At 65.8% G+C, this 13904-nt stretch carries 12 protein-coding genes; 6 read left to right on the top strand and 6 right to left on the bottom strand.

Going from position 1 to position 13904, the window contains the following annotated elements:
- Positions 1-27: 27 nt before the first annotated feature.
- The 5 genes from QNO10_RS08870 to QNO10_RS08850 all read right to left on the bottom strand — a co-directional run bounded on the left by QNO10_RS08870 (position 28) and on the right by QNO10_RS08850 (position 6074).
- Positions 28-456, bottom strand: coding sequence for an OsmC family protein (locus QNO10_RS08870; RefSeq protein ID WP_229947629.1), 429 nt, complete (start codon positions 454-456; stop codon positions 28-30).
- An 82-nt stretch (positions 457-538) separates the two neighbouring features.
- Complete coding sequence (locus tag QNO10_RS08865) at positions 539-886, bottom strand: hypothetical protein (RefSeq protein WP_229947630.1); 348 nt, start codon at positions 884-886, stop codon at positions 539-541.
- Between the two features lie 179 nt (positions 887-1065).
- Complete coding sequence (gene sucB / locus QNO10_RS08860; protein ID WP_229947632.1) at positions 1066-2850, bottom strand: 2-oxoglutarate dehydrogenase, E2 component, dihydrolipoamide succinyltransferase; 1785 nt, start codon at positions 2848-2850, stop codon at positions 1066-1068.
- A gap of 122 nt (positions 2851-2972) precedes the next feature.
- On the bottom strand, positions 2973-4355 hold the full coding sequence (gene lpdA, locus QNO10_RS08855; RefSeq protein ID WP_229947634.1) for a dihydrolipoyl dehydrogenase: 1383 nt from the start codon (positions 4353-4355) through the stop codon (positions 2973-2975).
- 189 nt (positions 4356-4544) lie between these two features.
- Positions 4545-6074 (bottom strand): leucyl aminopeptidase, encoded by a 1530-nt coding sequence (locus tag QNO10_RS08850; protein ID WP_229947635.1) that lies wholly within the window; start codon positions 6072-6074, stop codon positions 4545-4547.
- Positions 6075-6308: 234 nt separating this feature from the next.
- On the opposite strand from QNO10_RS08850, the gene QNO10_RS08845 reads away from it, so the two are divergent.
- The 6 genes from QNO10_RS08845 to QNO10_RS08820 all read left to right on the top strand — a co-directional run bounded on the left by QNO10_RS08845 (position 6309) and on the right by QNO10_RS08820 (position 13326).
- On the top strand, positions 6309-7367 hold the full coding sequence (locus QNO10_RS08845; RefSeq protein ID WP_229947640.1) for a proteasome assembly chaperone family protein: 1059 nt from the start codon (positions 6309-6311) through the stop codon (positions 7365-7367).
- Positions 7368-7406: 39 nt separating this feature from the next.
- Positions 7407-8744 (top strand): MFS transporter, encoded by a 1338-nt coding sequence (locus tag QNO10_RS08840; protein ID WP_229947642.1) that lies wholly within the window; start codon positions 7407-7409, stop codon positions 8742-8744.
- Between the two features lie 58 nt (positions 8745-8802).
- Positions 8803-9561, top strand: a complete 759-nt coding sequence (locus QNO10_RS08835; protein WP_229947644.1) for an ABC transporter ATP-binding protein — start codon at positions 8803-8805, stop codon at positions 9559-9561.
- Between the two features lie 10 nt (positions 9562-9571).
- The gene (locus tag QNO10_RS08830) at positions 9572-10327 is read left to right on the top strand and encodes an ABC transporter permease (RefSeq protein WP_229947647.1); all 756 of its coding nucleotides are present in this window, start codon (positions 9572-9574) and stop codon (positions 10325-10327) included.
- A gap of 155 nt (positions 10328-10482) precedes the next feature.
- Positions 10483-11790: a DUF4192 domain-containing protein gene (locus QNO10_RS08825; protein ID WP_229947650.1), complete on the top strand. Its 1308-nt coding sequence runs from the start codon at positions 10483-10485 to the stop codon at positions 11788-11790.
- A gap of 249 nt (positions 11791-12039) precedes the next feature.
- Entirely contained in the window at positions 12040-13326 is a 1287-nt protein-coding gene (locus tag QNO10_RS08820; RefSeq protein WP_229947652.1) for an RNA polymerase sigma factor, read from the top strand.
- A gap of 267 nt (positions 13327-13593) precedes the next feature.
- Here the strand turns inward: QNO10_RS08820 and QNO10_RS08815 are convergent, their stop codons facing one another.
- Positions 13594-13815 carry a DUF7455 domain-containing protein gene (locus tag QNO10_RS08815; RefSeq protein WP_229947654.1) on the bottom strand — a complete coding sequence of 74 codons (222 nt, stop codon included), beginning with the start codon at positions 13813-13815 and terminating at the stop codon, positions 13594-13596.
- Positions 13816-13904: the final 89 nt, after the last annotated feature.

Here is a 13904-nt window from a genome sequence, read left to right as displayed (position 1 = left end):
CTGTGTGTGGCGGGGTTGAACGTGGACCTATGACTCCAGTGTGGCGTCCATGGCGATGTCGATGCCGGTGAGGGCCTGTGACACGGGGCAGCCGGTCTTAGCCGACTCGGCAATCTCGTCAAACTGCTCTGCCGTCAGTCCCGGTACGACGGCGGTGACCTTGAGGTGGCTGCCGGTGATGCCCGTGCCCGGAACGAAGGTCACATCGGCGGACGTCTCGATCCGCTCGGCAGTCTTGCCGGCCTCGGCCAGGGCGTTGCTGAAGGCCATGGAGAAGCAGGCCGAGTGGGCTGCGGCGATCAGTTCCTCGGGGCTGGTCTTGCCGTTGGCTTCTTCGGCGCGCGCCTTCCACGTGACGTCGTAGGTGCCGAGTCCGGAGGAGTCGAGGGTGACATCTCCCTTGCCGTTGAAGAGGTCGCCATTCCAGACGGTATGGGCTGAACGGACTGTAGCCATGGGGGTCTCCTTAAGCAGTGATGGGACGGGGGCCGGCAACAAGCCGGCGCACCATCCCATCCTATTTCCGCTGTTGTGCGGACTACCACATAGTGGCTACGGCAATGTTGACGACCGCGAGGATGCCCACACCATTGGCCAGTCCGGAGGAAACCGGCTCGTCCTTCTTGTAGCGGCGCTGTCCAATGAAGGCCAGTACGGCAATTACCAGGGTGATCAGCAGCTTGATGCCTACCTTCAGGTGGTTGACGTCGCCGTCGCCCATCTCGTTGACCGCCACCAACGCCAGGCCGGTGACCAGCTGCAGCAGCGCTGCGTGGAACTGGCCGGGCAGCACTGTCGGGTTCTTAATGCGGGCAAACCAGATGCCGACAATGATGGCTGCGCCGAGGATGTGCAGGAAGACAAGGAAGTTGTGAAGGAAGTCCATAGCGCTAGTTTACCGACTGGAAGTCGGCAACTCGGGGGAAGGGCCACCGGATGGGGTAACTTTTCTACAACATGTAGAGAAAGTTCCGGAGGGTCCGCCATCCCGGAGGATCAGCCCAGGAAATGACGCAGGGCGCCCTCCCTGAAACGGGAGAGCGCCCTGCGTTGGCAGATCCGGAACTACAGTCCCAGTTCGGCCTCGAAGTTGCCTTCTTCAAGGCGTGCCTTCAGCGTCTGCAGGAAGCGGCCTGCATCGGCGCCGTCCACCAGGCGGTGGTCGTACGTCAGGGAGAGGTACATCATCGAACGGATGGCGATGTTGTCATTGCCCTCGGCATCGGTGACAACCATGGGACGCTTGACGATCGCGCCGGTGCCCAGGATGCCGACCTGCGGCTGGTTGATGATCGGCGTATCGAAGAGCGCGCCGACGCTGCCGATGTTCGTGATGGTGAACGTACCGCCGGAGAGCTCGTCGGGGCCGATCTTGTTGTTGCGGGTCCGGCTGCCGACGTCGGCGATCTTCTTGGCGAGACCGGTGATGTTGAGGTCACCGGCGTCGTTGATGACCGGAACCAGCAGGCCCTTCTCGGTATCCACGGCAATGGCGAGGTGCTCGGAGTCGTGGTACGTGATCTCCTGCGTCTCGTTGTCGTAGGAGGCGTTGAGGACCGGGTGCTGCTTCAGGCCCTCGACAACTGCCTTGGCGATGAACGGCAGGAAGGTCAGCTTCGCGCCGTTCTGCTGCTGGAAGCTGCCCTTGGCCTTCTGGCGCAGGGCCGCGATGCGGGTCATGTCGACCTCGTGGACCTGAGTCAGCTGTGCCGACTCCTCCAGGGACTCGCGCATGCGGCGCGCGATGGTCTGGCGGATGCGGGGTGCCTTGACCGTGGTGCCGCGCAGCTTGGCGCTGGCTTCGCTGATCCTTGCCGGCGCTGCCTTCTCGGAGGCTGCGGCTGCGGGAGCGGCTGCTGCCGGCTGCTGCGAGGCGGCCTTCTTGGCCTCGGCGGCTTCGAGCACATCCTGCTTGCGGATGCGGCCGGCAACGCCGGAACCCTTGATGCTGGAGAGGTCAACACCGTGCTCGTTGGCGAGCTTGCGCACCAACGGAGTGACGTAGGTGCCGCCGTCGTTGGAACCGCTGGATGCTTCCTGCTTGGGAGCTTCCTGCTTCGGAGCCTCGGCCTTGGGGGCTTCCTGCTTGGGAGCCTCCTCCTTCGGGGCTTCAGCCTTGGGGGCTTCCTGCTTTTCCGGCTCAACGGCCGGAGCTTCGCGCTCGTCCTTCGAGGCGGCCGCTACGGGCTCGGCACTCTTCGGCTCTGCCTTGGCGGGTGCCGAAGCACCGGAACCGATAACAGCCAGCACGGAGCCAACCTCGGCGGTGTCATCTTCGTTGACCCGGATTTCCAGCAGCTTGCCGGCCACGGGGGAGGGGATCTCGGTGTCGACCTTGTCGGTGGACACCTCCAGCAGCGGCTCGTCCATTTCGACGTCGTCGCCCACTGCCTTGAGCCAGCGGGTGACGGTACCTTCGGTGACGGACTCGCCCAGGGCGGGGAGGGTCACTTCGGTGCCTTCACCGGAGCCGGATTCAGCAGCGGGAGCTTCTTCGGCGGCCGGAGCCTCTTCAGCAGCCGGGGCCGGAGCCTCTTCAGCCGGAGCTTCCTCTGCGGGAGCTTCCTGGTTGGCGGCACTGCCGCCGTCGTCCTGCTGTTCGCCGGACCCGGAACCGTCGCCGATGCGCACGAGTGCTGCACCGACCTCGGCGGTTTCGTCTTCGGCCACGAGGATTTCCTCGATCACGCCGGCCACGGGGGAGGGGATCTCGGTGTCGACCTTGTCGGTGGATACCTCGAGCAGGGGCTCGTCGACCTCGACGCGGTCGCCCACGTTCTTCAGCCAGCGGGTGACGGTGCCTTCGGTGACGCTTTCACCAAGGGCTGGTAAGTTCACGGTTTCAGACATATTGTCCCCGTTTCTCCTTGTTAGATCTTTTGTGACCAGCCGTGCCGCTGGTGCTGGTGATGATTTCCCGCGGCCGCTTCCGGTTAATCCGGAGGCGGCCGCGGGGAGTGAATCTTGAGCTATTAACCGTGAAGGGGCTTGCCGGCCAGGGCCATCGCAGCCTCGCCCAACGCCTCGTTCTGGGTCGGGTGCGCGTGGATCAAGCTGGCAATATCCTCAGGGTACGCCTCCCAGTTGACGATCAGCTGGGCTTCGCCGATCTGCTCGCCGATGCGGCCGCCGATCATGTGGACGCCCACGATGGGGCCGTCCTTCTCGCGCACCATCTTGATGAGGCCGGAGGAACCGAGGATGGAGGTCTTTCCGTTGCCGGCCAGGTTGTATTCCTGGACCTCGACGTTCTCGGCACCCAGCTTGTCCTTGGCCTTGGCTTCGGTCAGGCCGACCGAGGCGATTTCCGGCTCGCAGTAGGTGACCTTGGGAATGTTGACGTCGTCGACGACCACCGGCTTCAGGCCGGCGATTTCCTCGGCAACGAAGATGCCCTGCTGGAAGCCGCGGTGGGCCAGCTGCAGGCCGGGGACGATGTCGCCCACGGCGTAGATGTTGCCGACGCCGGTGTGCAGGCGGTCGTTGGTGATAACGAAGCCGCGGTCCATGGTGAGGCCGGCTTCTTCGTAGCCCAGGTTGGCGGTGACGGGGCCGCGGCCCACGGCCACGAGCAGCAGGTCGGCTTCGAAGGTCTTGCCGTCGGCCAGCGTGACGACGACGCCGTCGTCGTTCTGCTGGACGTTGTCGAAGAAGATGCCGGTGCTGAACTTGATGCCGCGCTTCTTGTAGGCGCGTTCCAGCTGCTTAATGATCGCTGCGTCTTCGTTCGGGACCAGGGAGGGCAGGCCCTCAACAATGGTGACGTCCACACCGAAGGAGTTCCAGACCGAAGCGAATTCGACGCCGATAACGCCGCCGCCGAGGATGACCGCGCTCTTGGGTACGGTGTCCATCTGCAGGGCCTGGTCCGAGGTGATGACCTTGCCGCCGATTTCCAGTCCCGGCAGTGAACGGGAGTAGGAGCCGGTGGCCAGGATGATGTTCTTGCCGGTGTAGGTCTCGCCGTTGACCTCAATGGTCTTTTCACTGGTGAGCTTGCCTTCGCCCTCGATGACGGTGATGCCCTTGGACTTGATCAGGCCCTGGAGGCCGCGGAACTTGCCCGCAATGATGTTGTCCTTGTAGGCGTTCACTGCGGTCATGTCGATGGAGTCGAAGGTGGCGTTGATGCCGTACTTCGAGGCCGTCTTGGCGTTCTCCGCGATTTCGGCGGAGTGCAGCAGCGCCTTGGTGGGGATGCAGCCGTTGTGGAGGCAGGTGCCGCCCAGCTTTCCCTTTTCAATGAGGCCTACGGAGAATCCCAACTCCACGGAGCGCAGTGCCGCGGCGTAGCCGCCGCTGCCTCCGCCGAGGATCAGGATGTCGAACTCTTGCGCAGCTGCCTTATCGGCCACTTGGACGCTCCCTCGCGTATTCGTTGACGCGCCCTTGCGCGCCGATGAGTTATTGGGCGTTTGTGATCAGTCCTCACCCTATCGCCCCCTACCACCAGCATCCACTTGGACACAGGCAGTAGGGGGCGAAGTGTAATGAGAAACACCTGCCACAACCGTCAGTTCCGTTTCACGGAACCGGATTCGATGCTATGAGGCGCGGGCCACGACGTCTTCCGCGTAGGCCACCAGAGTGCGGACAGCGACGCCGGTGCCTTCCTTCGGCGTGTAGCCGTAGGGAGAGCCTTCGTTGAAGGCCGGTCCCGCAATGTCCAGGTGTGCCCACGGGATCTTGGTTCCGTTGACTTCCCCGACAAATTCGCGCAGGAAGGTGGCGGCGGTCATCATGCCGCCGAAACGCTCCCCGTGGTTGGCGATGTCGGCCACCTGCGAGTCCAGGCTCGCGCGCAGCTCTTCCGGGATCGGCATGGGCCAGAACAGCTCGCCGGCGCGGTCCGCTGCTGCCTTGACGGCGTCGCGGACCCCTTCTTCACCCATGACCGCGGAAACGCGGTTGCCCAGGGCGATCATCTGGGCGCCGGTCAGGGTGGCCACGTCGATGATTGCGTCGGGGGCTTCCTCGCTGGCGGCGACCAGGCCATCAGCCATCACCAGCCGTCCCTCGGCGTCGGTGTTCAGGACCTCAACGGTACGTCCGCCGTAGGTGGTCATTACGTCGGAGGGGCGCTGGGCGGTGCCGGAAGGCATATTCTCCGCAATGCAGAGCCATGAGGTCACCTTGATGGGGAGCCCCAGTTCAGCGATGGCCAGCAGCGCGTTCAGCACGACGGCGGCGCCGCCCATGTCCGACTTCATGGCCTGCATGCCGGCGGCAGGCTTCAGGGACAGTCCACCGGAGTCAAAGGTGATGCCCTTGCCGACGAGGGCCAGCTTGACCTTGGACCGCAGCGGCGCGTATTCGAGCTTTACGAGGCGCGGGGGACGGGCCGAGCCCTTGCCCACGCCGAGGATTCCGCCGAAGCCTTCACGTTCAAGCTTCTTTTCATCCATGACCGTGACCTTCACCGGCAGCGACTTGGCCAGGTCCTTGGCAGCAGCTGCGAAGGTTTCCGGGTAGAGGTGGCTCGGCGGCTGGTTGACGAGGGTGCGGGTGGCGTTCACGGCACGCCCGAGGATACGGGCGCGCTCCAGAGCGGGCCGGAGTGCCTTCTCATCCGCGGCTGCAGTAATAACCGTGATTTCGGCGACCGGCGCGGGAACCTTGTCCACCGTGGCGGCACTGCGGTGTTCGGTGAAGCTGTAGGCACCCAGCAGGGCACCCTCGGCGACGGCGGCGGCGTCGGCCACCGTGCCGGCCGGGAGGGCGAGGGCCACGGAAGTGGTGCCGGCAATTTGGCGGACGGCCGAACCCGCAGCGCGGCGGAGGGATTCCTCGGTCAGGGCCACGCCGGCTGAAACCGGACCCAGGCCGGTGAGGACCAGCATCTCGGCGTCGACCTCGGGAAGTCCGGGCAGGCGGTGGACTTCATCGGCTGCGCCGGTGACGCCGAGCAGCGGCAGTGAAGCGGCCAGCGCAGCAGACGCCTTGGGGGAAAGCGGGCTCTCAATCAGGACGGGACCCTCGGGTGTCTGGCCGACGCCGATCACGAGGGCACTGGCGGAGACCTTCCGTCCGTCCCGGGATACGGCCGACAGGCTGGGTTCACTGGCTTTGTTCACGAAGCTGCTTCCTCACGTTTCTGTGTTGCTTTGCGCTTATTCCACCGATCGTAGTCTCTGAACGCCCCCGCGCCGCATCGTTGCGGCCGTCCGCGCCGGCCGTGGAATGAAACCGGCCTGTCCGTGCGTTTACCCTTGAGTAAGGGCACAGCAGCGGTTAAAAGCAGCCGGACCACCGGTGGATACCGTCCTGTGCCAAGAGCGCACGCGATGAGTTCCCGGGAGGGGTAAGACATGCTCGATCCGTTGACCCTGTTTAATCTGAATCCGGAGGTCGCGGAATCCGGGGACCTCACCGGCCTGACGATGCTGGCCGGGTTCACCGGCTTTGGCGAGGCCGGCCATGTGGTCAGCCAGATCCGGGATGAACTTTTCGACGCCCTGGACCATGATCTGGTGGCCACCTTCGACGCCGACCAGCTCATTGACTACCGCAGCCGCCGGCCGCAGATTTCCTTCGTGGAGGACCACCTCAGCGACTATGAGCCGCCGCGGCTTGAACTGCACCGGATGTATGACGGGCTGGGGGAGCCGTTCCTGTTCCTGACCGGCTTCGAGCCCGACCTGCAGTGGGAACGCTTCACGGCCGCCGTGCTGCACCTGGTGAAGGCCTTCGAAGTGACCCTCGTCAGCTGGGTCCACTCCATTCCGATGCCCGTTCCGCATACGCGTCCCATCGGTGTGACCGCGCACGGCAACCGGCCCGACCTGATCGAGGGGATCAGCTCCTGGACCCCGATCGCACAGGTGCAGGCCGCCGTCGGGCACGTCCTGGAACTGCGCCTCGTCGAGGCCGGGGTCGACGTCGTCGGGCACGTGGTGCATGTCCCGCATTACCTTGCCGAGGCGGAGTTCCCGCCTGCCGCCGTCGCCGGCCTCGAGTACCTCGGTGCCGCGGCCTCGCTGGTGCTGCCCACCGACCGGCTCCGCGAGGTCGGCCGCGACGTGGAGCGCCAGATAGCCGAACAGGTGGAGGCGTCGGCGGAGGTCAAGGGCGTGGTGGCCACGCTGGAGAAGCGCTACGACCAATACACCGAAAGCACCGTGCTGCGCTCCCTGCTGGTCAAGGATAATGACGAGCTGGCGGACGCCGAAGAAATCGGAGCTGCGGTGGAGGCCTATCTGGCCAGCCCGCAGGCCGAAGAGGAATCGGAGGCGCTCTGGCCGGAAAACCAGCACGGCCCCGCAGCCACCCCGGCGAGCGGTACAACAGATCAGGAGATTGCACCAGATGCCACCGAGGGCACGGTTGAAGGCCACGGCAGCGACGACGGGCGGCCCGGCCCGGGCTGAGGCCGCACCTAACGGCCCCCGCCCGGGGCAGGCGCACCAGTGAACGGAACCCGGGCCTGGATCGTCTGGGGCGTCGGCGTTTTCGCCTACATGGTGGCGGTGACCCAGCGCACGACGTTCGGCGTGGCCGGCATCGAAGCCACCGAGCGCTTTTCCGCGACGGCGTCCATCCTGTCCATCTTTACGGTGGTGCAGCTCCTGGTCTACGCCGGGCTCCAGATACCCGTGGGCGTGCTGGTGGACCGGTTCGGTCCCCGGCTGCTGATCGCCGGAGGGGCGGCGCTGATGCTTGCCGGCCAGCTCCAGCTGGCAGGCGCCGAATCCGTAGGTGCCGGCATCCTTGGGCGCTCCCTGGTCGGCGCGGGTGACGCGCTGACCTTTATTTCCGTGCTGCGTCTGCTGCCCGCCTGGTTCTCCGGCAGGCGGATCCCTGTCCTGACCCAGTACACCGGCATCGTTGGGCAGCTGGGGCAGATTGCCAGTGCCATTCCCTTTGCCTTTGTGCTGCACCGCTTCGGCTGGAGCACGGCGTTCCTGTCTGCTGCGTCCCTGTCCCTCCTCGCGCTGGTCCTGGTCCTGGCGTGTGTACGGAACCGGCCCGCCGGCGGTGAAGCCCCCGTGCCGTTGCCCCTGCGGCAGACCGGCACCTCCCTGGCGCAGGCCTTCGCCCAGCCCGGAACCAGGCTGGGCATGTGGACGCACTACACCGTGCAGTTCCCCGGCACGGTATTCGTCATGATGTGGGGATTCCCGTATCTCGTCAGTGCCGAAGGAGTCTCCTCCGCCGTTGCGTCCGGCCTGATGACCTTCTTCGTGGTCGTGGCCATTGTCTGCGGTCCGTGGATGGGCTCGTGGGTGGGCCGGCACCCGTTGCGCCGCTCCACCATGGTGCTCCTGATTGCCGCCGCCATGGCAGCCGGATGGGCCGCCGTCCTGCTGTATCCCGGACCGGCGCCGCTGTGGCTGCTGGTGCTCCTGGTGGCGCTGCTGGCCATCGGCGGTCCCGGCTCCATGATCGGCTTCGACTTCGCCAGGACCTACAACCCCAGCTCCCGTCTGGGCACTGCCACGGGGATCGTCAATATCGGCGGCTTCATCGCGTCCCTGGTCAGCATGTACCTGATCGGGGTGGTGCTGGACGTGCTGAACAACAGTGGGTTCTCGGGCGGCGATCTGTACGCCCTGGACTCCTTCCGGATCGCCCTGTCCGTGCAGTTCGCCGTGATGGCAGTGGGCGTGGTGGGGATCCTGCGGACCCGCGCCACGATCCGTTCGCGGCTGGCGGACGAAGGATCGCCGCTGCCGCCGCTCCGCGCCGCGCTGGCACGCGAACGGCAGCGCCGCCGCGAGGAACGCCGGAGGCCGGAAAACCCTTAGCCGCGCACACCGCCGGGCACCCTTGACCCTGTTCGGCACCGCCGCCAGAATGATCCGCATGACCAGGGCACAGGCGCCCACCGGCACGGTGGTAAGCGCGAGTGGACTCTCCAAGACATTCCGGGACGTTGTTGCCCTGGCGGACGTCACGTTCTCGATCCAGGCGGGTGAAACCTTCGGAATCCTCGGTCCCAACGGCGCCGGCAAAACGACGACGGTCGAATGCGTAGCCGGCGCGCTGCGGCCCGACGGCGGCCGGATCGAGGTATTGGGAGTGGATCCCGCGAAGGACCGGGCAACGGTGCGCGGCCGCGTCGGCTACCAGCTCCAGTCCACGGCGCTTCCTCCCGCCCTCCGTGTAGGGGAAGCGCTGCGCTTGTTCGCCGCGTTCTACCCCACCCCCGCGGACGTCCCGGAACTGCTGCGGACGGTCGGGCTGGAGAAGCACCGTAAGCGTCCTTTTGGCAGTCTTTCGGGCGGGCAGAAGCAGCGGCTCTCGATTGCCCTCGCACTCATTGGCAACCCTGACGTGGTGGTCTTCGACGAGCTGACCACCGGACTCGACCCCCAGGGCCGGCGCGATGTCCGGCAGCTGGTTCAGCAGGTGAAGGACAGCGGCATCACGGTGGTGCTCGTGACCCACTACCTTGACGACGTCGAGCGCCTGTGCGACCGCCTGGCAATCATCGACGCCGGCCGGACACGGTTCGTGGGCACTCCGGCGGAACTGCTTGCCGTTACCGGTGCCGGTGCCGACGGGGCCGGCGCCCTCGAGGATGCGTATCTGGCGTTCATCGAGCAGCCGGCAGCAGAGTGAAGGGAAGAGCATGCGGGCGCTGGGAGCACTGACGCGGGCTGAGGCCACACTGTATCTGCGCAACCCGGTAAGCATTTTCATGGCACTGGTGCTGCCCTCGGCGATCCTGCTGCTGCAGGGCTTCATCATTCCCGGCACCCGGGTCCCGATGGGAGGCAGCGATCCCGTTTATGCCAACCTCCGCCTGATTGACCTTCTCGTGCCGTTGTCCATTGCCGTCGCCCTGGCCAGCGTGGCCGTCACCAACTATCCATCCGCGATCAGCGGCTACCGGGAGACCGGCGTCCTGCGCCGCCTGGGCGTGACGCCTGTCGGGGCAAACCGGATCCTCTTCGCCCAGTGGATTGTGAGCGCCGTGTCGCTCGCCGCTGCGGTGGCTGCCGCGGTCCTGGTTTCACGGTTGGTGTTTGGCAGCCTGATGCCGGAAAGCCCCGGCGTTGTGGTGCTCGTCCTGGTCTGCGGCGCGGCCGCCATGATGGCCGTGGGCTCTGTGATCGCCGCCCTGGCGGGGACGGCCCAGAATGCCTACGGCATCGGGTTCGTGGTCTTCATGCTGTGTATGTTCACTGCCGGACTGTGGACACCGGGACCGCTGATGCCCGACGGTATCCGGCAGATCGCGGCCTTCAGCCCCCTCGGCTCCATGACCCAGGCACTGACCGCGGCCTGGTACGGAGGAAGCCTCACCGTGGCGCCCTTCCTGGTCATGCTTGGCTGGACCGTTATCTGCGCTGCACTGGCTGCCAGGGTCTTCCGCTGGAGGTGAGCGTTCCGCCGCCGGCTGGCGCAGCGCTTTGGCATGGCGCCTGACCGGTCCCACCCGTCCTCCACTGCCGCCGAATGTGCGGCTCCATCAGCGCCGGACGCACAGCCAACGGAGCGGAGCTGTTCCGGGCGCCTGCATCCGGGAAACCTTGGGCCATGAGCACAGAACCGGCTGACGGCACCCCGCGCAACCCCTACCGCGTCAACGCCCCGGAGGACATCCTCAGCCTGATCCCGCACACGCTGGGCTTTGAGCCCCGCAGCTCGCTGGTGTTCCTGGCCTTGTGCGGCGGCCGGGTCGGCGCCACACTGCGTGTTGACCTGCCGCCTGGGGCCGCAGCGAAGAGCGGGACGAACGGTGCGTATGCAGCCACTGCCGCCAGGTTCCTGGCGTCCGATACGGAGGCCGACGGCGTGCTGATGGCCATGTACACGGAGGCGCCGTGGCGGGATCCGGCGCACCCGCCGTACAGGCCGCTGGTCCGCAGGCTGGAGAAAGAACTTGCCGCGGCGGGTGTTCCGCTGCAGGACGGCTGGCTGGTGGGTCCGGAGACCTGGCGGGATTATTTCTGCACCCGGACGGACTGCTGCCCGTGGCCCGGCACGCCGCGGTCACGGATAGCCGACAGCAGGTTGAATACCGAACTGGTCTACCGCGGCAGCGCTTTCGCGGCGTCGATTGAACGGGCGGTGGGAGAGTCCTTCCCAGGGCAGTGGACCAATCAACAGGAGGTGGCCGCAGCACAGGCCCGCTTCGTGGAGCAGCTGGCCGGGCAGTGGTGTGAACGCGAACAGTTCCAAGCCACTTTGGAGGCATGGTCGGACTGTTTCGGTGCCGCCGCCCCTGCCGGCGGCGCACCCCCTGCAGGCGGACCCACTCCTGGCAGTCCGCACGGAGACCGGCTGCACAGTGATCCCGAAGGCACAGGATTCCTTCTGGCCAGCCTAGGGGACCGCGGAATCCGGGATGCGCTGCTGGTCCTGGCCGCTGTAGGGAAAGGCCCGGCACTGGAGGGTGCGGAAGCAAACGGCATGCTCCGGCGGCAGGACCATCCACCTGTGCGGCCCGGTGGTGCACCCCGGGATGCGTTCCCCGCGGAGTCCGGGGCCGTGCCCCTGCTGCCACGCCCCCGAAGGCATGCAGCCGCGGATTTCCGCAGCCTGCTGGTGGGACGGGGACCTTCCGCCCCGGACTGGGCCCGGCTGGACCGTGCCCATGCAGTGTTCACCGATCTGGTGCCCGCAGCCGAGGGCGATGTGAGGGCGGGATTGCTCTCACTCCTTGCCTGGATCGAATGGGCCCGGGGGAGAGGCTCCCGGGCCCACGTCTACCTGGAGCGCGCACTCGAGGCGTGCCCCGGATACCGCCTCGCGCTGCTGCTGCGTGAACTGCTCGGCACCGGCGTCCTTCCCGACTGGGCCCGCACACGTGAGGGATCCTGGCCCGGGAACCGGGACGGGTGAAGGAGGCGAAGCCGTGCTGTAGTGGAAGGGAAAACGTGCGACAATGGGAACCGAGACCCGGTCGGGTTCGTGTATCAAGTGTCCTTTGAACTGCCAGTCCCTGTGGCCAGCGGAACAAATCACCGGCACGGTGTGTTCTACCAGGAACAGACCTAACCGAAACACTTGGATAGAAGCACGGACTTGACAGGGTCATAGTGGTGTTGCCCCCATTGGCGGCGCCACAACCCGCCGTATGAAAGGTTTTCTGTGTCGCCGAGAAAGACAACTGCAGTCGAAGAGACTGACACTGCAAATAAGCGCACTGCCGCAACTGAGGCCCCGTCCGCGGCTGCCGCGAAGGAGGCCGCTTCCGGCGAAAAGACCGCCGCTAAGACGGCCCGCAAGCCGGCGGCCCGGAAGGCTCCGGCGAAGGCCGGCACCACCGCAGCCGGACGAAAGATCGCTGCCAAGACCGCCAAGGCTGCCAAGCCCGAGGTCGATGAAGAGGTCGAGGCCAACGAGGCCGAGCCCGATGCAGATGCCGCCGAAGCCGGAGATGCCGCAGCAGCACCCACGGGATCCGGTTTCGTGTACTCGGACGCCGACGATGACGACGCACCTGCCCAGCAGGTCGTATCCGCCGGCGCCACGGCGGACCCGGTCAAGGACTACCTGAAGCAGATCGGCAAGGTCGCCCTGCTGAATGCAGAGCAGGAAGTCGACCTCGCACTGCGGATCGAAGCCGGCCTGTACGCCGAAGAGAAGCTCGCAGCCGATCCGGACATGGATCCCAAGCTCAAGCGCGAGCTGCAGTGGGTTTCCCACGACGGCAAGCGTGCCAAGAACCACCTGCTCGAAGCGAACCTTCGCCTCGTCGTGTCCCTGGCCAAGCGCTACACCGGCCGCGGCATGCTCTTCCTGGACCTGATCCAGGAAGGCAACCTGGGCCTCATCCGCGCCGTGGAGAAGTTCGACTACACCAAGGGCTTCAAGTTCTCCACGTACGCCACCTGGTGGATCCGCCAGGCCATCACCCGCGCCATGGCGGACCAGGCCCGCACCATCCGTATCCCGGTGCACATGGTGGAAGTCATCAACAAGCTGGCACGCGTCCAACGCCAGATGCTCCAGGACCTGGGCCGCGAGCCCGCTCCCGAAGAGCTGGCACTGGAACTGGACATGACACCCGAAAAGGTTGTCGAGGTCCAGAAGTACGGCCGCGAACCGATCTCCCTGCACACCCCGCTGGGTGAAGACGGCGACTCCGAGTTCGGTGACCTCATTGAGGACTCCGAAGCCGTTGTCCCCGCTGATGCCGTGAGCTTCACGCTGCTCCAGGAGCAGCTGCACTCGGTGCTGGACACCCTCTCCGAGCGCGAAGCCGGCGTCGTGGCGATGCGTTTCGGCCTCACCGACGGCCAGCCGAAGACCTTGGATGAAATCGGAAAGGTTTACGGGGTCACCCGTGAACGTATCCGCCAGATCGAATCCAAGACCATGTCCAAGCTGCGCCACCCGTCCCGGTCCCAGGTCCTGCGGGATTACCTGGACTAGGACCGCCCGGCTGGTTGAATCCGCCAATTGCACCCCGTTCCGCTTCGGCGGACGGGGTGCTGTTGTATGTCCGGCCTGTTGTATGTCCGGGGTGCTTAATGTCCGGAGTGCCGTCGTCTACCCGGGAGCGGCTGTATCCAGACCCACGCTCCTGGCCCCGGGAGGCAAAAAGAAATCCCCTTCCGACCCGGAAGGGGATTACTTCAAGCTTGGTACGCGGCGTCGCAAGCGGACGTTACTCCGTGGCGCCTACAGGTCACGGCCTGTTTACTCTGCAGGGACGGGTGCCTTCTCGTTCAGGCGTGACGTCTCGTCCTGCCATTCCGAGGTGAGCGGACGGAGGTTTGCCTCGACCGCCCGTGCGTGGTGCCCGCAGAAAAGCAGTTCCCCACCGGAGGATTCCAGTACTGCACGTACATATGCCTGTGCGCCGCAACGGTCGCAGCGGTCCAGGCTGTTCAGCTCACGGGTTGCTACTGCTGCTGTCATGAGTTGCCTCCTCAAGGGTGTTGATACTTCATATAACCACCTTTGACACCCCGTCCCGTGCAGGTTGGGCCGCCTTTCGCTCTACGCGT

Source organism: Arthrobacter sp. zg-Y919, assembly GCF_030142045.1.
Taxonomy (GTDB): domain Bacteria; phylum Actinomycetota; class Actinomycetes; order Actinomycetales; family Micrococcaceae; genus Arthrobacter_B.
Note: the sequence above shows the minus strand (reverse complement) of the source record. Positions and strands in the feature narration are given on the sequence as shown.